Consider the following 22,045-nt stretch of genomic DNA (forward strand, 5'->3'; position numbering starts at 1 on the left):
CGCGCGAAATATTCCGTCATCAACGCGCGAGCCGGAAAAAGGTTTCGCCGGGCGGTGTGAACGCCCGGCGAATGAGGGTTGGACACGGTATCCGGTGAAACCATCAGCTCGCGATTCGCGGCTCGGCCTGGGCCAGGGCGCGTTGTCGCTTGCGCTCGGCCAGCCAGTCGGAGAACCGCTCCATGTAGAGGTAGATCACCGGCGTCGTGTACAGGGTGACCAGCTGCGACAGCAGCAGGCCGCCCACGATGGACACGCCCAGCGGCTTGCGCAGCTCCGAACCGATGCCGTTGCCCAGCGCCAGCGGCAAGGCGCCGAGCAGCGCCGCGGCGGTGGTCATCATGATGGGGCGGAAGCGCAGCAGGCAGGCGCGGCGGATGGCTTCGGCGGCGTTCATGCCGGTGCGCTTCGCCTCGATGGCGAAGTCGATCATCATGATCGCGTTCTTCTTCACGATGCCGATCAGCAGCACGATGCCCACGATGCCGTCGACCGACAGCGTCATGCCGCACATCAGCAAGGCCAGCAGCGCGCCGACACCGGCCGGCGGCAGCGTGGAGATGATCGTCAGCGGATGGATGTAGCTCTCGTAGAGCACGCCCAGCACGATGTAGATCACGATGATCGAAGCCAGCAGCAGGAGCACCTCGTCACCCACCGAGGACGAGAACTCCGCGGCCTTGCCGATGAACTGGCCGCGCACCGATGCCGGGAAGTTCAGCTGCTTCTCCACCTCGTGGATGGCATCCACGGCGGACGACAGCGACTCGCCCTGGGCGAGGTTGAACGAGATGGTGACCGAGGGCAGCTGCTGCAGGTGGCTCACCACCAGCGGCGCCGAGGTGACCTTGGCGCTGGCCAGCGAGGCGATGGGGATGGTGCCGCCCGAGCCGACCTGGAAGCCCACGTTGCCGGTGTTGCCGATGCCCGCCGGCGTGGCCGAGTTGCTCGAGGCGAGCTGGCCGAAGCTGGTGGCGTTGGAGCCGGTGAGCGCGCCGTTGCCGTTGCCGCGCACGGTGAGCTTGTTGAGCAGGTCCTTGCTGGTGCGGAATTCCGGCGCCACCTCCAGCACCACGCGGTACTGGTTCAGCTGGGTGAAGATCGTGGAGATCTGGCGCTGGCCGAATGCATCGTAGAGCGTGTCGTCGATGGTCTGCACCGGCACGCCCAGGCGGCTGGCGCTGTCGCGATCGATGGTGAGCTTGAGCGCGGTGCCCTGGTCGGCGAGGTTGTTGTCGACGTCGGCCAGCTCCTTGCGCTTGCGCAGCGCCGAGGTCATCTGTTGCGCGTAGCCCGCCAGCTCGGTGCTGTTCACGTCGGACAGCGAGTACTGGTATTCGGTGGCGGACACCTGGCTGTCGAGCGTGACGTCCTGCACCGGCTTCAGGTACAGCGCCACGCCGGCGATCTGCGAGGCCGCGCGTTGCAGGCGCGGCAGCACCTCGTCGAGGCTGTCGCGGTCGCTGCGATTCTTCAGCACCAGCGAAATCTGGCCCTGGTTGAGCGTGGGATTGACCGAGCCCGCGCCGATGAAGGCGGCCACGCCGGACACGGCAGGGTCCTTCGCCAGCGCATCGGCCACGGCCTTGGTGCGCACTTCCATCTGCGGGAAGGCCACGTTCTGGTCGGCCTGCACCACGGCGGTGATGAGGCCGGTGTCCTGCTCGGGCAGCAGGCCCTTGGGGATCACGATATAGAGCACGACGGTGAGCGCCACCGTGAGCGCGGCGATCAGCATCGTGAACGGACGGTGGTCGAGCACCCAGTCGAGGCTGCGGCCATAACCTTCGACGATGCGCGACCACGTGGTGGGCTTGCCCGCGGCGATGGCGTGCTCGTGGGCGTCCTCGGCCTCGGGCAGTTCGTCGGCCTTGAGCAGGTAGGCGCACATCATCGGGGTGAGGGTCAGCGAGACCAGCATCGAGATCGCGACGGCGATCGTCAGCACCCAGGCGAATTCGTGGAACAGGCGGCCGGTGACGCCGGGCATCAGCAGCAGCGGCAGGAACACGGCGATGAGCGACACGGTGAGGGAGAGCACCGTGAAGCCGATTTCCTTCGCGCCGATCTCGGCGGCCGTCTTGCCGTCGTGGCCCTGCTCGATGTAGCGGACGATGTTCTCGATCATCACGATCGCGTCGTCGACCACGAAACCCGTGGCCACCGCCAGCGCCATCAGCGAGAGGTTGTCGAGCGACATGTTGGCGAAGGCCATCACGCCGAAGGTGCCCATCAGCGACAGCGGCACGGCCACCGACGGAATCACGGTGGCCCACAGGCGGCGCAGGAAGACGAAGATCACCGCCACCACGAGGCAGATGGTGAGGATCAGGGTGAACTGGACGTCTTCCACCGAGGCGCGGATGGTGATCGTGCGGTCGGCGAACACGTCCAGGTGCACGTCGGCCGGCAGCACCTTCTGCAGGTCGGGTAGGGTCTGGCGGATCTGCTGCACGGTCTGCACGATGTTCGCGCCGGGCTGTCGGCGGATGTCGAGCAGCACGGCGGACTTGCCGTTGGCCCAGGCGGCGAGCTGGTCGTTCTCGACGCCGTCGACCACGTTGGCCACGTCGGACAGGCGCACCGGGGCGCCGTTCTTGTAGCTGATGATCGTGCCCTTGTACGCGGCCGCGTCTTCGAGCTGGTCGTTGGTGCCGATGCTGTAGGACTGCGTCTTGCCGTTCAACGTACCCTTGGGCGCGTTGACGTTGGCCTGGGTGAGCGAGCTGCGCACGTCTTCGAGCGTGAGGCCGAGGTTGGCCAGCTGCGCCGGATTGACCTGGATGCGCACGGCCGGGCGCACGTTGCCGGCGATGGAGACCAGGCCCACGCCTTCCACCTGGGCGAGCTTCTGCGCGAGGATCGAGTCCGCGTAGTTGTTCACGTCGCGCAGCGGCAGGCTCTCGGACGTGAGCATCAGCGTCATGATCGGCGCGTCGGCCGGGTTCACGCGGTTGTAGACCGGCGGATACGGCAGGTTGTTGGGCAGCGTGCCGCGCGCCTGGTTGATCGCCGCCTGCACGTCCTGCGCGGCGATGTCGATGTCGCGATCCATGTTGAACTGCAGCACGATCGTCGACAGGCCGGCCGACGAATCGGAACTCATCATCGACAGGCCGGAGATCTGGCCGAAATTGCGCTCCAGCGGCGTGGTGATCAGCGCGGCCATCGTGGTGGCGCTGGCACCGGGATACTGGGTGGTGACGACGAGGCTCGGCGCGTCGATCTCCGGCAGCGCCGACACCGGCAGCTGGCGGTAGCCGAGGATGCCCAGCAGCAGCACCGCCACCATGAGCAGCGAGGTCGCGATCGGCCGGCGAATGAAGAGTGTCGAGAAACCCACGTTCTGATCCTGGTGTCGTGGCCCCTGGAGGCCCGGTGCGGCGCGCCCTCCGGGGCGCGCCGCGCGCTATCAGCCGCCGCGACGTCCGCCGCGACCCTGCTGGCCCTGCTTGGCCTTCTGCAATTCTTCGGCGGTCGGCGCGGCCGGCACCTGGCCCGGGGCCAGCGGCTGCACCTTCGAGCCGGGCTTGAGGCGGAACTGGCCTTCGGTGACTACCTTGTCGTTGAGCTTCAGGCCCTTGCCGATGAGCACGTGGCTGTCGCCGACTTCGCTGGCGGTTTCCACCGGCTGCATCTTGACCGTGTTGTCGCCCTGCACGAGGTAGACGTAGTCGCCGTCGGGGCCGCGCTGCACGGCCTGGGCCGGCACCACGAGGCCGTTCTTCACCGTGCGCACCTTCAGCTGCACGTTGACGAACTGGCCCGGCCACAGCTGGGTCTTCTCGTTGTCGAACAGCGAGCGCAGGCGGAAGGTGCCGGTACTGGTGTCGATGGTGTTGTCGAGCACGTCGAGGTGGCCGGTCGCGATGACATGCGAGTCGACGCGATCGAGCGCCTGCACTTCCAGTGCCGAGAGATCGCCACCCTCGGCGGTCGACGAACGCACCATGTCGAGATTCTTCTCGGGCAGGAAGAACATCACGTAGATCGGATGCACTTCGGTGAGGGTGACGATGGCGTCGCTGGTGGTGAGGATGTTGCCGACATCGACCGAGCGGATGCCGGCCAGGCCGGTGATGGGCGCGATGACCTTGGTGAAGCCCAACTGCACCTGCGAGGCACGGATGGCCGCCTGGTCGGCCAGGACGGTGGCGTTGGCCTGGTCGAGGGTGTTCTTGAAGTTGTCCAGGTCCTGCTTGGACACATACTGCTGCCCGCCCTTGTTGACCAGGTTCTGCGAACGCTCCAGGTTGTTTTTCGCGGTGGCGGCGGCGGCCTGGTCCTGCTTGAGCTTGGCCACCGACTGGTCGTACTGCGACTGGATCGTGCGCGGGTCGATCTCGGCGAGAACGTCGCCCTTCTTCACCTCCTGGCCTTCCTTGAAGTTCAGCTTCATCAGCTGGCCGCCCACCTGCGGCCCCACGGTGACGACATTGCGCGCCTGGACGGTGCCCAGCGCGGTGAGGTAGACCGGTACATCCTGGCTGACGACGGGCACGACGGTGACCGGCACCGGCGGCTGGTCCTTGCCCTGCCCTTCGCCGTTGGCCTGCGCACCTGCGGCGGCGGCCTCGCCCTTTCCACCCTTGCCATGGTGCAGGCGCGGAACGACGAAGAAGCCCGCGATCACCACGACAACGATGACGGCCAGCGCGATTTTCCAGAAACGCGACATGAAACACTCCCAGGGGTCAAAAGCCGGCCTTCGCTCGAGGCCGGGCGCGCCGTGCGCCAACGGTTTATACCCGCAAAACGTTAACGAACCACGGCGCCAATATAGGTGTTGGGGAACGGCATTGAACAATGCCGGTTGACAGGGGTGCACCATGACTGACGGCACGTCCCCCGTCATCTCCTTGCCATGAGCGATCCCGAGACCGCTGACGAACGCCGAGGTTCCCCCTATACTCGCCGAGGTTCGTCGCCGCATCGCGGCTTGCAGGCACGCCGAATCCCCGGGGAGGGGGGTCGGCACACCCAAAACCAGTGGAGTCAATGCGTGAGCGGTTCTCCAAGCAAGTCCGACCAGAACTTCATGCGCCAGTTTTCCTGGCTGACCGCGGGCCTCAGCGTCCTGGCCCTGGTCCTGATGGTGATCGCATACACCATCTACAGTCACATCCCCAAGGAGCAGGATCCGGCGGTGGCCAAGCGCACCGAAGCCCGGATCGCGCCCACGGGTGCCGTCTACGCCGGCGATACCGGCCGCGCAGCGATGCAGGCCGCCCAGGAAGCCGCCGCCAAGGCCGCGGCCGCGCAGGTCGCCTATGGCGGCAGCACCGACGGCAAGACCATCTACGACAATCTCTGCCACAGCTGCCACACCGCCGGCGTGGCCGGTGCGCCGAAGCTGGGCGACAAGGGCGCCTGGAGCGCCCGCATCGCCCAGGGCACGGCCACGCTGATCAAGCATGCGATCGAGGGCTACACCGGTCCGGACGGCAACCACATGCCGGCCCGCGGCGGCAATCCCGCGCTCAACGACGAGCAGATGACCAATACGGTCAAGTGGATGATCGATCAGGCGAAGTGATAGTTACCAGTGGCGGGTAACGCATGGAGGCCGCGAGCGATCGCGGCTTTCGTGTGTTAGCACTTCGAGCTTCGCAGGAGTTCGCCGATGCGATCGGCTCCCACCCTTCGGCAGGAAGCTTGCTACCGAAGGGGTGGGAGCCGATCGTATCGGCGATTCCTAGTGCTGGAGCACCCAATCCGCGGCGAAAGCCCGTAACTGGGGAAAGAACGTCTCGAACGTAGCCCTGAGCGCCCCGTCGTCCGCCAGCAGCAACGGCATCGCCTCGGCCACCGGATTGGTCCGCGACAGCCGCCGCGACAGCCCGCCGAAGGCCGCGGCCACCCGATCGGGATCGATGTAGCCGGCGGGCAGGTCGTTGGCGTCCATATAGGAAAGGAACCGCTTCAGCCCCTCCGGCAGGATCGCTTCGGCCTCATGAAGCTCGGCGCGCACGCGATCGGAGAACGGCCCCAGCGGCTCGTCGCTCCAGCGGGCGAAATCCCGCGCCAGGCAGTGATCGAACCACACGTCGAGCAGGATGCCCGCGTAACGGCGAAACGGCGCGGGCATGCGCTCGCGCGCGGCGCGCACCTCCGGATGGCTATCCGTGTACCCGTCGATGGCCCGGTGCAGGTAGATGCCCTGGCGCACGCGTGGCGGCAACGCCTCGTCGGGAGTGCCCCTCACGAAATCGCCGAGGGTACCGCCCAGGCGCAGCTCGCCATCGCCACCGGCCAGCAGGGCATGGGCAAGCACGTTCACGACGGGGCTCCGGCGCGGTTGTCACGGGCAGCGGGTATCATGACGGGATGAACGATCTACTTTCCGTGGCGCCGGAACGCTTTCCGGACGAAACCGCAAGATTCGCGCTCGACGGTCCCGCTGGCAAGCTCGAATGCGAGGCCCGGGCCGCCGGGTCCGAGGGCAAGCGCGACGCCGTCGCGGTCATCTGCCATCCGCTGTCCACCGACGGCGGCAGCATGCACAACAAGGTGGTCACGATGGTCGAGCGCGCGCTGCGCGAGTCCGGCGTCGACACCGTCATCTTCAATTTCCGCAGCGTGGGCCACTCCGAAGGCGAATTCGACCAGGGCAACGGCGAGAGCGACGACCTCGCCACGGTGGTCGCCTGGGCCCGCAAGGTGCGTCCGAGTGCCACGCTCTGGCTCGCCGGGTTCTCCTTCGGCAGCTACGTCACCCTGCGCAACGCCGTGCGCCTGGGTGCCGAGGGCCTCGTCAGCATCGCCCCGCCCGCCGCGGGCCGCGGCTGGGACTTCGGCCCCATCGAGCTGCCGTCGTGCCGCTGGCTCGTGGTGATGGGCGATGCCGACGAGATCGTCGAACCGCAGGCGGTCTACGACTGGATCGACGGCCTTCCTGAAGGCAGTCGCCCGGTGCTGGTGAAGATGGAAGACACCAGCCACTTCTTCCACCGTCGCCTCATGGACCTGCGTGGCGTCATCAAGCACGCGGTGAAAGACTGGCCGCCGCTGCCCGCCTCCGCATGAGCTGCAGCGCATCCACGCCGGGCGAGCGTTATCGCGACGGCATCGCCGGACACCGCTGGGAGTCCGATCCCGCCCAGCTCCCCGTCATCGCCCAGTTCGATCGCCTGCACGCCGCGCTGTGCACGTCCGACGCCGCGCCGGCCGGCCTCCTCGGCCGCCTGCGCACGATGCTCGGCGGCGAGCAACGCAAGGCCGTGCCCGGCCTTTACCTATGGGGCAGCGTCGGCCGCGGCAAGACGTTCCTCATGGATCTCTTCGTCTCCAGCCTGTCGCCCGGGCTCGCCCTGCGCCGGCATTTCCACCGTTTCATGCAGGAGACCCACGCCACCCTGCGCGAGCTGGGCGAACGGCAGAACCCGCTCGACGAAGTGGCCGCCCGCCTCGCCGCGAAGTGCCGCGTGCTCTGCCTCGACGAGTTCCTGGTCACCGACATCGGCGACGCGATGATCCTCTCCGCCCTGCTCGAAGGCCTCTTCGAACGCGGCGTCACGCTGGTCACCACGTCGAACACGCCACCCTCCGGCCTCTACAAGGACGGCCTGCAACGCGCGCGGTTCCTGCCGGCCATCGCCGCCATCGAAGCGCATTGCGTGGTGCACGAGATGGTCTCGCCGCGCGACTGGCGGCTGCGCGCGCTCAGCCAGGCGCCCGTCTACCTTGTGCCTCCCGGACCCGAGGCGGAACGCTCGCTGGCGAAGATCTTCAACGGGCAGGCGCAGGGCGACATCGTCGACGACGATACGATTCATCTCAACGCGCGTCACGTCCCGGTGCGAAAACGGGCGGACAACATCGTCTGGTTCGACTTCGCCGCCTTGTGCGAAGGACCGCGCGCGGTGTCCGATTACATCGAACTGGCCAAGGCCTATCCCGCCGTCATCGTTTCCAACGTGCCGCAGTTCACCGCCTACTCCGAGAACGAAGCCAAGCGCTTCGTGCTGCTGGTCGACGAGTTCTACGACCGCCACGTGAAGCTCATCCTGTCGGCCGCCGCGCCGATCACCGAGTTGTACGACGGAACGAAGGTACGCGCGGAATTCGGTCGCACGGAGTCACGCCTCATCGAGATGCAGAGCGAAGACTACCTCGGCCGTGAGCACAAGCCCTGATGCGAAAGGCCCGCGGACGGCTAGCGGCAAGCACCGGAAACAGGCCATGCTTTGCGGGCGGGTCCCCCGCACTCCCCAAGAGGTACGCCATGGAACATTGCGAACTGATCCCCGGCCGCGGCATCCGCCGGGGCGACACCGACATCTTCTTCGGCATGCGCCGCAAGGCCCTGCGTGACGCGCTCGGCTACAAGCAGGCCGGCGACGGCATGTGGGACGACGAAGACGAATACGCCGACGGCGAAGGCCACGATTGGCTGCTGCTGCGCTTCCTCGACGACAAGCTCTGCGACATCGAAGTGCGAGGCGGCGAGCTCTCCCACGACGGCATCGAACTGAAGCACACCGACATGCCGCGGTTGCACGACGACCTCGAGCGCAAGGGCATGGCCCTGGAAGCGACCGAATGGCTCTCCGAAGGCCACGACTGCGTCGACCTCCAGATCGTCGTCGCATCGAACAGGGACATCGAGGAGTTCGACGACAGCGACCGGAGCAACGACGACAAGATCGCCTGGGTCATCACCAGCAGCGACTTCAAGGTCGAAGACTGATGGACGGCCGGCCCGCACGCACCGTCCACGTCGTTCGCATCGCGGCGGCGGCGGCCGTGCTGGCCCTGCTGGCGGCCTGCGCATCGGCACCCGCCGTCGCCCCGCAACGCAGTGCCCTCGCGCACTGGTCGCCCTCGCCCAACTTCAACGCGCGCAAGGCACAACTCATCGTGCTGCACCACACCTCCACGGCGAATGCCGCGGAGGCCCTGCGCATCCTGAAGAGCCGCAATAGCGAAGGACAGGTCAGCGCCCATTACCTCGTGGAAGCCGATGGCCGCATCGACCAGCTCGTCGACGACGGTGCGCGTGCATGGCATGCCGGCGCATCGCGCTGGGCGGGCATGACCGACATCAATTCCTCGTCGATCGGCATCGAGATCGACAACGACGGCGTATCCCCGTTCACCCAGCCGCAGATCCAGGCCCTGGTGAACCTGCTGGCCGATCTCACCTCGCGACTCGGCATCCCGCGCGAGGCGGTGGTGGGACATGGCGATATCGCCCCGGGCCGCAAGAACGATCCCAGCGCATTGTTTCCCTGGAGTACGCTGGCGCGTTACGGTTTCGGGCTATGGCCCGACCAGCCGCTCATTCCGGCCCCACCGGGGTTCGACAGCCTCGCGGCGATACGGATGGTGGGATACGACGTGTCCAATCCGCGCACGGCCATCGTGGCCTTCCATCGGCACTACCGGGGAATGGAAAGCGAAACGCTCGACGGGACGGATGCGTCGATCCTCTATTCGCTGCAGCGGAAGCTGATGGCGCCTCGGTCCTGACGACCGAAAAGCCTCAGTACGAAAACGAAGCGAACGCCTCGATCGTCCGCTCGACCGCCTCGTCGTCGATATCCAGGTGCGTCACCAGCCGCACCGACGGCAGGTAACCGATGCTCAACCGCACGCCCGCCGCCGTCATGTGCGCGGCGAGATCCTTCAGGCGGGACGCGGGCACGTCGACGAACACCATGTTCGTGTGCTGTGCCTTGACGGCCAATCCGTCGATGCCACGCAGGCCCTCCGCAAGCCGCTGGGCACGCACGTGATCGTCGGCCAGCCGCTCCACGTGATGGTCGAGCGCATGCATCGCCGCCGCGGCCAGCATGCCGGCCTGGCGCCAGCCGCCCCCCGCCACCTTGCGCCAGCGCCGTGCGCGATCGATGAAGGCCACGTCACCGAGCAGTACCGACCCCACCGGCGCGCCCAGGCCCTTCGACAGGCATACCGACACGCTGTCGAAACCCTCGACCACCTCGCGCGGCGACTTGCCGTAGGCCACGGCCGCGTTGTACATGCGCGCGCCATCGAGGTGCAGCTTCAGGCCCCGACGCGTGGCCAGTTCGCGTGCCCGGCCGAGGTAATCGAATGCGAGCGTACGGCCGTGCCAGGTGTTTTCCAGCGCCAGCACTTTCGAGCGCGCGAAATGCGGATCGACCGGCTTGATGGCCGCCTCCACCTTGTCCAGCGGCAGACTGCCATCGGCGTCCTGCGGGATGGGCTGGGGCTGGATGGAACCCAGCACCGCGGCGCCGCCGCCTTCGAAGCGATAGGTGTGCGCATCGGCACCCACGATGTATTCGTCGCCCCGCTCGCAATGCGCCATGAGGCCGAGCAGGTTGCTCTGCGTACCGGTGGGCACGAACAGCGCGGCGGCGAAGCCGAGGTCCGCCGCGAGGCGGTCCTGCAAGGCGTTGACCGAGGGGTCTTCGCCGTAGACGTCGTCGCCGACGGGGGCACGCAGCATCGCTTCGCGCATGGCGTCGGTGGGCAGGGTGACGGTATCGCTGCGCAGGTCGATCGTCTTCATCGCGAAACGGATCATCGGGAAGGAATCGCCGATGGTACGCGAAGGCGTTCACGATGCCATGTACGCGCGTGCGGCATGATCGGCCCATGATCACCATCGTCATGGGCGTATCCGGCAGCGGCAAGAGCACGATCGGCGAGGGGCTGGCCCAGCGCCTGGGCGTGCCGTTCGTCGACGGCGACCACCTTCATCCCCAGGCCAATCGCGACAAGATGGCCCGCGGCCTGCCGCTGGACGACGCCGACCGGCAGCCGTGGCTCGAAGCCATCGTGGCGGAGATGCGGCGGCATGACGGCCTGGTGCTCGCCTGCTCCGCGCTCAAGCGGCGCTATCGCGATTTCCTGCGGCAAGGGCGTAACGACGTTCGCTTCGTGTACCTGCACGGCTCGCGCGAACTGCTGGCCGATCGCCTGGCCCATCGCAGCGGGCATTTCTTCGATCCGGCGTTGCTCGACAGCCAGCTGGCGACGCTGGAAGAGCCGTCGCGCGACGAGGCCTTGTGGGTGGATATCGGGGAGTCGCCTTCGGAGGTGATCGAAGACGTCATAAGGGCGGACTGCCCGCACGAATGACGACCGGGTCCGTGGGCACCGGCCTGCGCCGGTGCGACGGATTTCGTGCCGCGTCGTACTACCTACCGCGTCGCACCGGCGCAGGCCGGTGCCTACGGCGAAGCGCTCGGGTAAGGCGATCGATGCATGCTGGGCGGCACACCCAACGCCCTACGGAACATCGTCGAAAAACTCGTCGCGCTCTCGTAGCCCAGGTCGAGCGCGATCGCCGTCACCGACTCGCCCGCCGCCAGCCTCGGCAAAGCGGACAGCAGGCATGCCTGCTGTCGCCATTGCGCGAAGCTCATGCCCGTTTCGCGCCGGAACAGTCGCGTGAAGCTGCGACGGTGCATCGAAAGATCCTCGGCCCAGCCGTCGATGGCTTCGGTCACCGTCGGCCGTTCGAAGAATCGCGCGCAACGTGCCGACAGTGTGGCATGCGTCGGCAAGGGCAGCGCGAGGGGCACCGTGGGTGCGCGCGCGATCTCCGCCACCACCAGCGACATCAGCAAACCGTCGCGACCGGCCGGGTCGTATTCACGCGGCACGGCAGCGGCCTCGACCAGCAACGCGCGAAGCAGGGGCGATACCGAGAGCACGCGACATGCCTCGCCCAAGGTGCCGATCACCATCGTTTCCAGATAGACGCTGTTGGTGTTCACCGCGCCGATCATCCGCACCGAATGCGGTGTTCCCCCGGGAATCCACACGGCGCGCTCGGGCGGTGCGATCCATGCGCCGAAGGGCGTCGTCACGGCCACCGTCCCCCGCGACGCGTAGAGCAGTTGCCCGCGGCGGTGCCGATGGGTCGCCAGTTCGAAGGAGGCGGGGTAGACATTGGCCCGCGACACGACAGGCCGGGGCACGGCCTCGAAGGCGTCGGCATCGTGCTGGGTCATGGTTGTCCCGTTCGCGAAGGCTTCTGACCCATATCCTAGCGCGGGACAGTCCTTGAGCGTGGTCTCATACGTGTACCCGCTCCTTTTCCCCAGGACATCCCGATGCAAGCCCCCGCCAGCGCCGAGGCGGACGCCCCGCGCGCCACCAGCCCCACCGTCTACGGCGTGATCTTCGCCATCAGCTTCTGCCACCTGCTCAACGACATGATGCAGTCGTTGCTGCCGGCCATCTATCCGGGCCTGAAGGAGGGATTCCACCTCGACTTCGGCCAGATCGGCCTGATCACGCTGACCTACCAGATCACCGCCTCGATCCTGCAGCCGCTGGTGGGCCTGTACGCCGACCGCCGGCCGACGCCGCTCGCCCTCCCGGGCGGCACGCTGTTCTCGCTGGCCGGGCTGCTGGTGCTATCGGTGGCGCACACCTACCCGATGCTGCTGGTCGGCGCCTCGCTGCTGGGCATGGGTTCGTCGGTATTCCATCCCGAATCCTCGCGCGTGGCGCGCATGGCCTCCGGCGGCCGCCACGGTCTCGCCCAGTCACTGTTTCAGGTGGGCGGCAACGCCGGCCAGGCGCTGGGCCCGCTGGCCGCGGCCATCGTGGTGGTGCGCTGGGGCCAGTCGAGCCTCGCCTTCTTCGCGATGCTCGCCCTGCTCTCCGGCGCCATCCTGTGGAACGTGGGCCAGTGGTATCGCCACCACGGCCTCACCCGCCTGAAGGCCGGCGGCACGCACCACGTCACGGCGCCGACGAGCGCCGAGGCTCGTCGCGGCATCGCCGTGCTGCTGGCGCTGATCTTCTCCAAGTACGTCTACCTCGCCAGCCTCACGAGCTACTTCACTTTCTACCTGATCCACCGCTTCGGCGTGTCGGTGGAAAGCGCGCAGCTGCACCTGTTCGTGTTCCTCGGCGCGGTGGCCGTGGGCACGGTGTTGGGCGGCCCGCTCGGCGATCGCTTCGGACGCAAGCACGTCATCTGGTTCTCGATCCTCGGCGCGTTGCCGTTCACGCTGCTGCTGCCGCACGCGAGCCTGTTCTGGACGGCGCCGCTCACGGTGGCGATCGGCTTGATCCTCGCCTCGGCGTTTCCCGCGATCGTGGTGTTCGCCCAGGAACTGGTGCCGGGCAAGGTGGGCATGATCTCCGGACTGTTCTTCGGCTTCTCGTTCGGCATGGGCGGGCTGGGTGCCGCGGGACTGGGCGAACTGGCCGACCACATCGGCATCGAGGCGGTGTACCAGGCGTGCGCGTTCTTGCCGTTGATCGGGTTGCTGGCGGCGTTCTTGCCTGATGCCAGGTCTTCGCGAGCCTGAATCGCGGACAAGGTCCGCTCCCGCCCTCCGGTAATGGGCTTTCTACCGAAGGGTGGGAGCGGACCCCGTCCGCGATGTCCTTAACGGGGCAGCGCGTACGCGATGACCCAATCGCCCTGCTTCGTCCCGAGCGAACCATGGCCGCCCGCGACGACGAGCACGTACTGCCGCCCGCTCGCGTCCGCGTAGCTCATGGGCGTGGCCTGGCCGCCCGCGGGCAAGCGCGCCTCCCAAAGCTTGTGCCCGGTGCGCACGTCGTACCCACGGATGTAGTTGTCGAGCGTGCCGCTCAGGAACGTGACGCCACCCGCGGTGGTGAGCATGCCACCCATGCTGGGCACGCCCAGCGGCATCGGGATCGGCAACGGTGCGCTGTCGACGATGGTGCCGTTCTTGTGGCGCCACATCATGCGTCCGGTGCCCAGGTCGACGCCCGCGACATAGCCCCACGGCGGCGCCTGGCAAGGAATGCCCAGCGGCGAGAGGAACGGCTGCAGTTCGATGGCGTAGGGAATGCCCTTGACCTGCTTGATGCCCTGGGTCTCGCTTTTCGACTCCGCGACTTCCGTCTGCGCCAGCTTGTCCTGGGGTATCAGCCGCGACTGAAAGGCCATGTAGCTCGGGTTGATGAGCATGAGCTGCCGCGTGGGATCCACCGACACGCCGCCCCAGTCGAACACGCCGAAGTTGCCGGGGAACGCGAGCGAACCCTGCTCCGACGGCGGGGTGAACATGCCGTCGTAACGCAGCGAGCGGAAACGCACGCGGCACCACAGCTGGTCGAGCGGCGTGGTACCCCACATGTCGCTTTCGCGCACGTCCGGCGGCGCGAAATTGAGTTCCGACAAGGGCTGCGTCGGTGACGTATGGTCGCCGGCCACCGCGCCCTGCGGTCGAGGCACTTCGTGGATGGGCACGATGGGCGTGCCGTCGCGGCGGTCGAGCACGTAGACGCTGCCCTGCTTGGTGGACGCCACGAGCGCGGGCTTCATGCCGTCGGCGGTCTTCAGGTCGATGAGGGTCGGCTGGCCGCCAACGTCCATGTCCCACAGGTCGTGGTGGGTGAACTGGTAATTCCAGCGCAGCTTGCCGGTGGCGATATCGAGGGCGACGACGCCCGCGCCGAACTTCTCGGAGGTGGGCGTGCGCGTGCCGGCGAACTGGTCGGGCGTCTGGTTGCCCATCGGCAGGTAGACCATGCCCAGCGACTCGTCCACGCTGAAGAGCGACCACACGTTGGGCGAGTTGCGCGTGTAGATGCCGCCCGCCGCGATGGGCGCGGTGTCGTCGGGCTTGCCCGGGTCCCAGTTCCACACCAGGTGGCCGTCGTGCACGTCGTAGGCGCGTATCACGCCGGACGGCTCGTTCGTGGATTCGTTGTCGGTGACGTGGCCGCCGATGATGACCAGGTCGCGCGTCACCGCCGGGGGCGACGTGGAGTAATAGCCGCCGGGGGTGAACGGTCCGATATTCGCGCGCAGGTCGACGGTGCCCTGGTTGCCGAAGTCGGGGCACGGCTTGCCCGTGTCGGCGTCGAGCGCGATCAGGCGCGCGTCCGCCGTGGGGAGAAACAGGCGGCGCGGGCAGATGGCCGAGGCGGTGGCCGTCGGTACCCACGTGCTGGATGCGGACGCGGGCGCCGTCGTCGCCGGCGCGGGGACCTGGGCCGATGCGTATTTCGCGTCGTCGTGATACGACACGCCGCGGCAGGTCATGTGCTCCCAATGCTTGAAGCCGACGGGGCTCTGCAGTTGTGGATCGAATTCCCAGCGCCTCGCGCCCGTGGCCGCGTCCACGGCGATCACGCGGCTGTGCGGGGTGCACAGGTAGACGGTGTCGCCGATCTTGAGCGGCGTGTTTTCCGCGGTGGTTTCGGTGGGATCGTCCGGTCCCGGCGTATCGCCGGTCTGGATCTTCCACGCCACGTCGAGGTGCTGCACGTTGTCCGCATTGATCTGCGTGAGCGGCGAATAGCGCTGTCCGAACGGCGAACCGCCGTAGTCGGTCCAGTCGGCGTCCGGACGCATCGCGCGATCGCCCTGCGGGCCCGCGACGGTGGCCATCGGCAGGGAGCCATCCAGGTCGGGCTCCGGATACAGCGCACCGGCCGCGCCGACCGCCGCGACCACGAGCAGCGCGAGGAAGAGGAACCCGCCGCCCGTGCCCCGGGCCGTATTGGTGAAGCGGCCCGGGGTGAGGCCGCGCCGCGACCACGGCAACAACAGCCAAAGGCCGAGCGCGAACCAGAGGTCAAGGCGGGTCAGCAGTTGCCACCAGTCCAGGTGCACTTCCCATACGGCCCATGCGGCGGTGCCGATGAGCAGGAACGAGAACAGGTAGACGCCCATGCGCGATCGCAGCAGGAGCAGCAACGCCGACAGCAGCGTCACCAGACCGGCCACCAGGTAATAGGGAGATCCGCCGACGTGCAGCAGCTGGATGCCGCCCCAGAGCAAGACCGCGCCGTAGGCCGCGAAGACGAAGGCGGTGAACACCGTCATCGGGTGAAAGGCGCGAGTTCTTACGTACATGGCTTCACCCTCGGTATCCTCCCGCAAAGCGTGGGGGCGGGAGCGTGAATCCGAGGTGGAGGAGCGACGGCGTCACTTTTCGCAAAATGCGCGGCTCATCGCCGTGGGCAGGCCGGTGCCCACGGCGAGGCGACCGGTTACCGCGACACCAGTTCGGCGATGACTTCGTCCAGCGCCGTCGAACCCTTGATCGACGATGCGCCGAAATCGATCCAGCCCTCGTTGAACCCATCGATCATGCGCATGCGCGGATGCGGATGGTTCATGCCTTGCGCCCGAAAACGGGCTTCCCACGCGTCGCGCGGCACGACACGCGCCGTCACCTCGCGACCCAGTGCGCGCGAGAGCGATGCGGCGATATCGTTCGGACTCACGCGTTCCGGTCCTTCCAGTTCCACCACGCGAACCCCCTGGCCCGGCTCGTCGAACAGCGTCGCGGCGAGGCGGCCGATGTCCTTCGTCGCCACCATCGCGATGCGCCGGTCGAGCGGTTGCAGGTAGCTGTCGATGACGCCTTCGTCGCGCGCCATGGGGATGTCCCACTGCGCGTTTTCGACGAACCAGGCGGCGCGCAGGAAGGTCACCGGCATGGGCAGCGTGGCGAGTTCGCGTTCCATGTGCGCGAGTTGCGAGAGCAGGTTGTCCTCGACGGCGTCGGCGCCGATGGTGGACAGCGCCACCACCCGGGCGGGTTTCGCCGCGAGCAGGGCCTCGCGTATCGAGGCGACGGTGCGGCGCGATTCGGCGTAGCCGGGCGACGGATCGAACGTGGGCGGCAGCAGCACGAACACCGCTTCGGCCCCGTCGAAGGCCTGGGTGAGCGCGGCGGTGTCGTCGAGGTCGGCCACGGCGAACTCGGCGAAGGCGCGGCCCTTGGCGGGCTGGCGAACGACGGCGCGGAAGGGCCGGCCGGCCTGGGTGAGGGCCTCGGCGAGCGAGGCGCCGACCTGGCCGGTGATGCCGGTGATGGCGTACATGAGCGTTTCTCCGTAAGGGACGGAGAACAGGTTAGGTGGCGCCGATCCGTGATTGAAGCGACGTGCGGTGGTTACTCCGGTGACGTTTTGTCATCGATGTCGCGGGAGCCGCATGACGGTTGTCGGCAAAGCCGGCACGGGCTTGGTCGACGCTCGTGAAGACGCCGGGCTAACGGCAGGGGAGGTATCAATGACGCACTCTTGAATGCCCATAGGGAGCCACGTCATGAAGACCGTCCTCGCCCTCGCGCTCACGTTCACCCTCGCCAGCGGCAGCGCCGCGGCCGGCCAGCTCGACAAGCTCGGCGGCCTCATGGGCGGGTCCGGGGGCTCGCTCACCTCCGGCAGCATGGGCAACGCCGCCGGCGTCATCCAGTACTGCATCAGCAACAACTACCTGGGCGGCGACAGCGGCGCCGCGGGCGTGAAGGACCAACTGCTCGGCAAGCTGGGCGCGGGTGACCAGACAGCGGCGAGCAACGACGCCTCCAGCGGCCTGATGGGCAAGCTGGGCAAGAAGTCCACCACCGCCGCCGTGCAACCCTCCCAGGACAAGGGCTACCTCGACGGGGCCAAGGGCCTGCTCCGCAGCGGCGACGGCAAGACCCTCGACCTGGCCGGCGCGCAGGGCGGTGCCGGTGGCGACCTCAAGGCCCAGGTGACCCGCAAGGTGTGCGATGCCGTGCTCAAGCAGGGCAAGAAGTGGGTGGGCATGTAACGAAGCCTCGTGGGAGCGGGCGAGCCGGCTCCCACGACCGCCTTTGCCCGGCAAAGCAAGCACATAGGTCATTTACCCTACATCTTGTGTTGACCTACCCCTTCCCCGCCTATATCGTGTGTCCCGCTGGTGTCCGAGGAGGCGCGACTGCCCGTCGGAACTAATAGGGAATCCGGTGCGAATCCGGAACTGCCCCGCAGCGGTAAGTGGAAACGACCCCGGAACGAGGCACTGGTCTTGAACGAAGGCCGGGAAGCCCCGGGTAGGCCCGGCGAAAGCCCCCGTCCACGAGTCCGAAGACCTGCCAGCAGTCGACGCCACGACCGGCGTCGATGAGGGTGGTGGCGGCTTCCGCGGGGAGGCACGTCGTGACCGGAGCCTTCGCGGGCTCCGTCCCGGCCGTTTCCGCGTGTCTCCACTGCGTCGAACCAGTTTCATGGGGTACGCCAGAATGACCACGATGGATTCCGCCGCGCGCGAGCGCACCGAGACGGCCGACACGGCCTCCCACCCCACCACCGCTCCCGGCAGCGAGAAGGCCCCGGCCGCCGGCTACCGCAACGACACCCCGCCCGCGTTCGCCCTCACCCCGCCGCACAACCCCGGCCAGATGCGCGTCACCAAGCGCAACGGTGGCCAGGAAACCGTCGACGTGAACAAGATCGTGCGCGCGGTCACCCGCAGCGCCGACGGCCTGTACTCGGTCGATCCGATGCGCGTGGCGCTGAAGACGATCGGCGGCCTCTACGACGGCGCCACCACGCAGGAGCTCGACCAGCTCTCGATCCGCACGTCCGCCGCGCTCACCGCCGAGGAGCCGGAATACGGCCAGCTCGCCGCGCGCCTGCTGTCGGCCTTCATCGACAAGGAAGTGGCCGGGCAGGAGATCCAGTCGTTCTCGCAGTCGATCGCCACCGGCGCCGAGTTGGGCATCCTCAACGCCCGCCTGCGCGACTTCGTGCAGGTCAATGCGCGCAAGCTCAACGACGCCATCGACACCGCCGCCTCGCGCCGCTTCGAATACTTCGGCCTGCGCACGGTGTACGACCGCTACCTGCTGCGCCATCCGACCAAGCGCTTCGTCATCGAGACGCCTCAGTACTTCTTCATGCGCATCGCCTGCGCGCTCGGCGGCAACGACGTGGCCGAGACGCTCGAGCTGTACCGCATGCTTTCCTCGCTGGAATACCTCGCCAGCTCGCCGACGCTGTTCAACGCCGGTACCGCGCACGAACAGCTCTCCTCGTGCTTCCTGCTCGATTCGCCGCAGGACGACCTGGCCTCGATCTACGCCAAGTACGGCGACGTGGCCCAGCTGTCGAAGTTCGCCGGCGGCATCGGCCTGGCCTATTCGCGCATCCGTTCGCGCGGCTCGCTGATCCGCGGTACCAACGGCCACTCCAACGGTCTCGTGCCCTGGCTGAAAACGCTGGACGCCTCGGTGGCCGCCGTCAACCAGGGCGGCAAGCGCAAGGGCGCGGCCTGCGTGTACCTGGAAAGCTGGCACGCCGACATCGAGGAATTCCTCGAGCTGCGCGAGAACACCGGCGACGACGCCCGCCGCACGCACAACCTCAACCTCGCCAACTGGGTACCCGACATCTTCATGCGCCGCGTGGAGAGCGACGGCGACTGGTCGCTGTTCGACCCGAAGATCGTGCCGCACTTCGTCGACACCTGGGGCGCCACCTTCGACGCCGCCTACGAGAAGGCCGAGGCCGAGGGCCTCGCGGTGAAGACGATCAAGGCGCGCGAACTCTACGCCCGCATGCTGCGCTCGCTCGCGCAGACCGGCAACGGCTGGATGACCTTCAAGGATCGCTCCAACGCCACCAGCAACCAGACCGCGCGTCCGGAAAACGTCATCCACCTGTCCAACCTGTGCACCGAGATCCTCGAAGTCACCAACGAGGGCGAAACGGCCGTCTGCAACCTCGGCTCGGTAAACCTCTCACGCCACGTGGTCGACGGCGCGTTCGATTTCGACAAGCTCGCCTCCACCGTGCGTACCGCCGTGCGCCAGTTGAACCGCGTGATCGATCTCAACTTCTACCCGATCGCCACGGCGAAGACCGCCAACGAGAAGTGGCGTCCCGTCGGCCTGGGCGTGATGGGCCTGCAGGACGTGTTCTTCAAGCTGCGCCTGCCGTTCGACTCCGACGAGGCGCGCGCGCTGTCCACGCGCATCTCGGAGGAGATCTACTTCCACGCGCTGTCGATGTCCAACGAGATCGCCGAGCGCGACGGTGCCCACCCGGGCTTCGACGAGAGCCGCGCCGCCAACGGCGAGCTCCAGTTCGATTACTGGCCCGCCGCCACGCCCAACGGCAAGGACGGCCGCTGGGCCGAGCTGCGCGCGAAGATCCAGCAGCACGGCCTGCGCAATTCGTTGCTCATCGCCATCGCGCCGACCGCGACCATCGCCTCCATCGCCGGCTGCTACGAGTGCATCGAGCCGCAGGTGTCCAACCTGTTCAAGCGTGAGACGCTCTCGGGCGACTTCCTCGTGGTCAACCGCTACCTCGTCGAAGAACTGAAGACGCTGGGCCTGTGGACCGCCGAGATCCGCGACCAGATCAAGCTCGCCGAAGGCTCCGTGCAGGGCGTGACCGCCATCCCGGCCGAACTGCGCGCGGTATACCGCACCGTGTGGGAACTGCCGCAGAAGGCGCTGATCGACCTCGCCGCCGCCCGCGGCGCCTATATCGACCAGAGCCAGTCGCTGAACCTGTTCATGGAAAACCCGAACATCGGCCAGCTTTCGTCGATGTACATGTACGCCTGGAAGTCGGGCGTGAAGACCACCTACTACCTGCGCTCGCGCCCCGCCACGCGCATCGCCAAGACCACGGTCAGCGCGGCCGCTTCCGCGCCGGTCGCGCCGCCCGTCGATGCCCAGGAACAGGCCACCGCCGCGGTGTTCTGCTCGCTCGAAAACCCCGAATACTGCGAGGCCTGCCAGTAATGTCCGCCAGCCCCATCACCCGCGATTCGCATCTCCTCGACCCCGGCTTCGAGCTGACGCTGCGCCCCATGCGTTACCCGAAGTTCTACGAGATGTATCGCGCCGCCATCCGCAACACCTGGACGGTGGAGGAAGTGGACTTCTCGCTCGACGTGACCGACCTCAAGTCGAAGATGTCGGACGCCGACCGCCACCTCATCCACCGGCTCGTGGCGTTCTTCGCCACGGGCGACACCATCGTGTCGAACAACCTCGTGCTCAACCTGTACCAGCACGTGAACTCGCCCGAGGCGCGCATGTTCCTCTCGCGCCAGCTCTACGAGGAAGCGCTGCACGTGCAGTTCTACCTCACGCTGCTGGACACCTACATCCCCGAGCCGTCGGAACGAAACAAGGCCTTCGCCGCCATCGAGAACATCCCGTCGATCCGCCAGAAGGGCGAGTTCTGCTTCAAGTGGATCGACTCGATCCAGGACATCCACCGCCTGGAAACCCGCGAGCATCGCCGCCAGTTCCTGCTGAACCTCATCTGCTTCGCCGCATGCATCGAGGGCCTGTTCTTCTTCGCCGCCTTCGCCTACGTGTATTACCTGCGTTCGCGCGGCCTGCTGCACGGCCTCGCCTCGGGCACCAACTGGGTGTTCCGCGACGAGTCGGGCCACATGGCCTTCGCCTTCGACGTGGTGCGCACGGTGCGCGAGCAGGAGCCGGATCTCTTCGACGAGGAGATGCGCCGGCAGGTGGAAGAGATGCTGGAAGACGCCATCGCGTGCGAGACGCAGTTCGCCCAGGACGTTCTCTCCGGCGGCGTGGCCGGCCTGTCGGTGAACGACATGCGCCAGTACCTCGAATACTGCGCCGACCAGCGCCTCGTGCAGCTGGACATGCCGAAGAAGTACGGGGCGAAGAACCCGTTCGACTTCATGGACCTGCAGGACGTGCAGGAGCTGACCAACTTCTTCGAACGGCGGGTGTCGTCGTACCAGGTGGGCGTGCAGGGTGAGGTGTCGTTCGACCAGGCGTTCTGATCCCGTCGCCGCTACGATGGGCTCCACCCCTTCGATAGGACGTCCGCTACCGGAGGGGTGGGAGCCGATCGCATCGGCGAAAGCCAACGGAGTGGCGATGCGGCGGCGCAACATTCCGCGATAGAATGGGAGCCATCATGCCAGACACCCCCACCATGCTCCCCATCGCCCGCCCCACCGAAGCCCGTCTCCTGGAGATCGTCTTCCCCGATCACACCAACCACCTGGGCACGCTGTTCGGTGGCCAGGCGCTGGCGTGGATGGACAAGGCCGCCTTCCTCGCCTCGTCGCGCTATTCCCGCAAGGTGGTGGTCACGGCCCGCTCCGAGCAGGTGGATTTCCACGTGCCGGTGCGCAAGGGCCAGATGGTGGAGCTGATCGCCACCGTGGTGTCCGTGGGCCGCACCTCGATGAACGTCGACGTGGCGATGTACACCGAAGACCTCATCACCGGCGAGCGCGAGCTGTGCACGCGAGGCACCTTCGTGATGATCGCGCTGGATGCCGACCACAAGCCGACGCCGGTCGATTCGCTGTCGCAAGCCTGATTCGCCGATACGATCG

General features: G+C 67.3%; 18 protein-coding genes and 1 riboswitch. Of the genes, 11 read left to right on the top strand and 7 right to left on the bottom strand.

Features of this window, described 5'->3' with window-relative positions; genetic code table 11:
• Positions 1 to 103: 103 nt before the first annotated feature.
• Entirely contained in the window at positions 104 to 3,343 is a 3,240-nt protein-coding gene (locus L2Y94_RS19420; RefSeq protein WP_247371279.1) for an efflux RND transporter permease subunit, read from the bottom strand.
• Between the two features lie 69 nt (positions 3,344 to 3,412).
• Complete coding sequence (locus tag L2Y94_RS19425) at positions 3,413 to 4,678, bottom strand: efflux RND transporter periplasmic adaptor subunit (protein ID WP_247371281.1); 1,266 nt, start codon at positions 4,676 to 4,678, stop codon at positions 3,413 to 3,415.
• A gap of 360 nt (positions 4,679 to 5,038) precedes the next feature.
• On the opposite strand from L2Y94_RS19425, the gene L2Y94_RS19430 reads away from it, so the two are divergent.
• Positions 5,039 to 5,536, top strand: a complete 498-nt coding sequence (locus L2Y94_RS19430) for a c-type cytochrome (protein ID WP_247375354.1) — start codon at positions 5,039 to 5,041, stop codon at positions 5,534 to 5,536.
• Between the two features lie 159 nt (positions 5,537 to 5,695).
• Here the strand turns inward: L2Y94_RS19430 and L2Y94_RS19435 are convergent, their stop codons facing one another.
• Positions 5,696 to 6,280, bottom strand: coding sequence for an acyl carrier protein phosphodiesterase (locus tag L2Y94_RS19435; RefSeq protein ID WP_247371284.1), 585 nt, complete (start codon positions 6,278 to 6,280; stop codon positions 5,696 to 5,698).
• 47 nt (positions 6,281 to 6,327) lie between these two features.
• On the opposite strand from L2Y94_RS19435, the gene L2Y94_RS19440 reads away from it, so the two are divergent.
• The 4 genes from L2Y94_RS19440 to L2Y94_RS19455 all read left to right on the top strand — a co-directional run bounded on the left by L2Y94_RS19440 (position 6,328) and on the right by L2Y94_RS19455 (position 9,471).
• Positions 6,328 to 7,026, top strand: a complete 699-nt coding sequence (locus L2Y94_RS19440; protein WP_247371286.1) for an alpha/beta hydrolase — start codon at positions 6,328 to 6,330, stop codon at positions 7,024 to 7,026.
• On the top strand, positions 7,023 to 8,135 hold the full coding sequence (gene zapE, locus L2Y94_RS19445) for a cell division protein ZapE (RefSeq protein WP_247371288.1): 1,113 nt from the start codon (positions 7,023 to 7,025) through the stop codon (positions 8,133 to 8,135). Before L2Y94_RS19440 ends, zapE begins: the two co-directional genes overlap by 4 nt.
• 89 nt (positions 8,136 to 8,224) lie before the next feature.
• The gene (locus L2Y94_RS19450; RefSeq protein ID WP_247371291.1) at positions 8,225 to 8,689 is read left to right on the top strand and encodes a hypothetical protein; all 465 of its coding nucleotides are present in this window, start codon (positions 8,225 to 8,227) and stop codon (positions 8,687 to 8,689) included.
• Positions 8,689 to 9,471 (top strand): N-acetylmuramoyl-L-alanine amidase, encoded by a 783-nt coding sequence (locus L2Y94_RS19455; RefSeq protein ID WP_247371294.1) that lies wholly within the window; start codon positions 8,689 to 8,691, stop codon positions 9,469 to 9,471. Before L2Y94_RS19450 ends, L2Y94_RS19455 begins: the two co-directional genes overlap by 1 nt.
• A gap of 13 nt (positions 9,472 to 9,484) precedes the next feature.
• Here the strand turns inward: L2Y94_RS19455 and ltaE are convergent, their stop codons facing one another.
• Positions 9,485 to 10,498, bottom strand: coding sequence for a low-specificity L-threonine aldolase (ltaE, locus tag L2Y94_RS19460; protein ID WP_247375356.1), 1,014 nt, complete (start codon positions 10,496 to 10,498; stop codon positions 9,485 to 9,487).
• Positions 10,499 to 10,584: 86 nt separating this feature from the next.
• On the opposite strand from ltaE, the gene L2Y94_RS19465 reads away from it, so the two are divergent.
• Positions 10,585 to 11,070, top strand: coding sequence for a gluconokinase (locus L2Y94_RS19465; protein WP_247371295.1), 486 nt, complete (start codon positions 10,585 to 10,587; stop codon positions 11,068 to 11,070).
• Between the two features lie 92 nt (positions 11,071 to 11,162).
• Here L2Y94_RS19465 and L2Y94_RS19470 read toward each other — a convergent pair whose 3' ends face one another.
• Positions 11,163 to 11,948 carry an AraC family transcriptional regulator gene (locus L2Y94_RS19470; protein WP_247371298.1) on the bottom strand — a complete coding sequence of 262 codons (786 nt, stop codon included), beginning with the start codon at positions 11,946 to 11,948 and terminating at the stop codon, positions 11,163 to 11,165.
• A gap of 102 nt (positions 11,949 to 12,050) precedes the next feature.
• Here L2Y94_RS19470 and L2Y94_RS19475 point away from each other — a divergent pair, with 102 nt between their 5' ends.
• Positions 12,051 to 13,262 (top strand): MFS transporter, encoded by a 1,212-nt coding sequence (locus L2Y94_RS19475; protein WP_247371301.1) that lies wholly within the window; start codon positions 12,051 to 12,053, stop codon positions 13,260 to 13,262.
• Positions 13,263 to 13,342: 80 nt separating this feature from the next.
• Here L2Y94_RS19475 and L2Y94_RS19480 read toward each other — a convergent pair whose 3' ends face one another.
• Complete coding sequence (locus L2Y94_RS19480) at positions 13,343 to 15,793, bottom strand: glucose/quinate/shikimate family membrane-bound PQQ-dependent dehydrogenase (protein WP_247371303.1); 2,451 nt, start codon at positions 15,791 to 15,793, stop codon at positions 13,343 to 13,345.
• Positions 15,794 to 15,930: 137 nt separating this feature from the next.
• Entirely contained in the window at positions 15,931 to 16,770 is an 840-nt protein-coding gene (locus L2Y94_RS19485) for an NmrA family NAD(P)-binding protein (RefSeq protein ID WP_247371306.1), read from the bottom strand.
• A gap of 226 nt (positions 16,771 to 16,996) precedes the next feature.
• Between L2Y94_RS19485 and L2Y94_RS19490 the strand changes: the two genes are divergently transcribed.
• From L2Y94_RS19490 to L2Y94_RS19505, 4 genes are all read left to right on the top strand, one after another.
• Positions 16,997 to 17,488 carry a DUF2501 domain-containing protein gene (locus L2Y94_RS19490; protein WP_247371308.1) on the top strand — a complete coding sequence of 164 codons (492 nt, stop codon included), beginning with the start codon at positions 16,997 to 16,999 and terminating at the stop codon, positions 17,486 to 17,488.
• 110 nt (positions 17,489 to 17,598) lie between these two features.
• Positions 17,599 to 17,811, top strand: a riboswitch (cobalamin riboswitch).
• A 128-nt stretch (positions 17,812 to 17,939) separates the two neighbouring features.
• Entirely contained in the window at positions 17,940 to 20,453 is a 2,514-nt protein-coding gene (locus L2Y94_RS19495) for a ribonucleoside-diphosphate reductase subunit alpha (protein ID WP_247371310.1), read from the top strand.
• On the top strand, positions 20,453 to 21,481 hold the full coding sequence (locus L2Y94_RS19500; RefSeq protein WP_247371313.1) for a ribonucleotide-diphosphate reductase subunit beta: 1,029 nt from the start codon (positions 20,453 to 20,455) through the stop codon (positions 21,479 to 21,481). Before L2Y94_RS19495 ends, L2Y94_RS19500 begins: the two co-directional genes overlap by 1 nt.
• Before the next feature lie 137 nt (positions 21,482 to 21,618).
• Complete coding sequence (locus tag L2Y94_RS19505; RefSeq protein ID WP_247371315.1) at positions 21,619 to 22,029, top strand: acyl-CoA thioesterase; 411 nt, start codon at positions 21,619 to 21,621, stop codon at positions 22,027 to 22,029.
• Positions 22,030 to 22,045 lie beyond the last annotated feature (16 nt).

It is taken from the genome of Luteibacter aegosomatis, assembly GCF_023078455.1.
GTDB lineage: Bacteria > Pseudomonadota > Gammaproteobacteria > Xanthomonadales > Rhodanobacteraceae > Luteibacter > Luteibacter aegosomatis.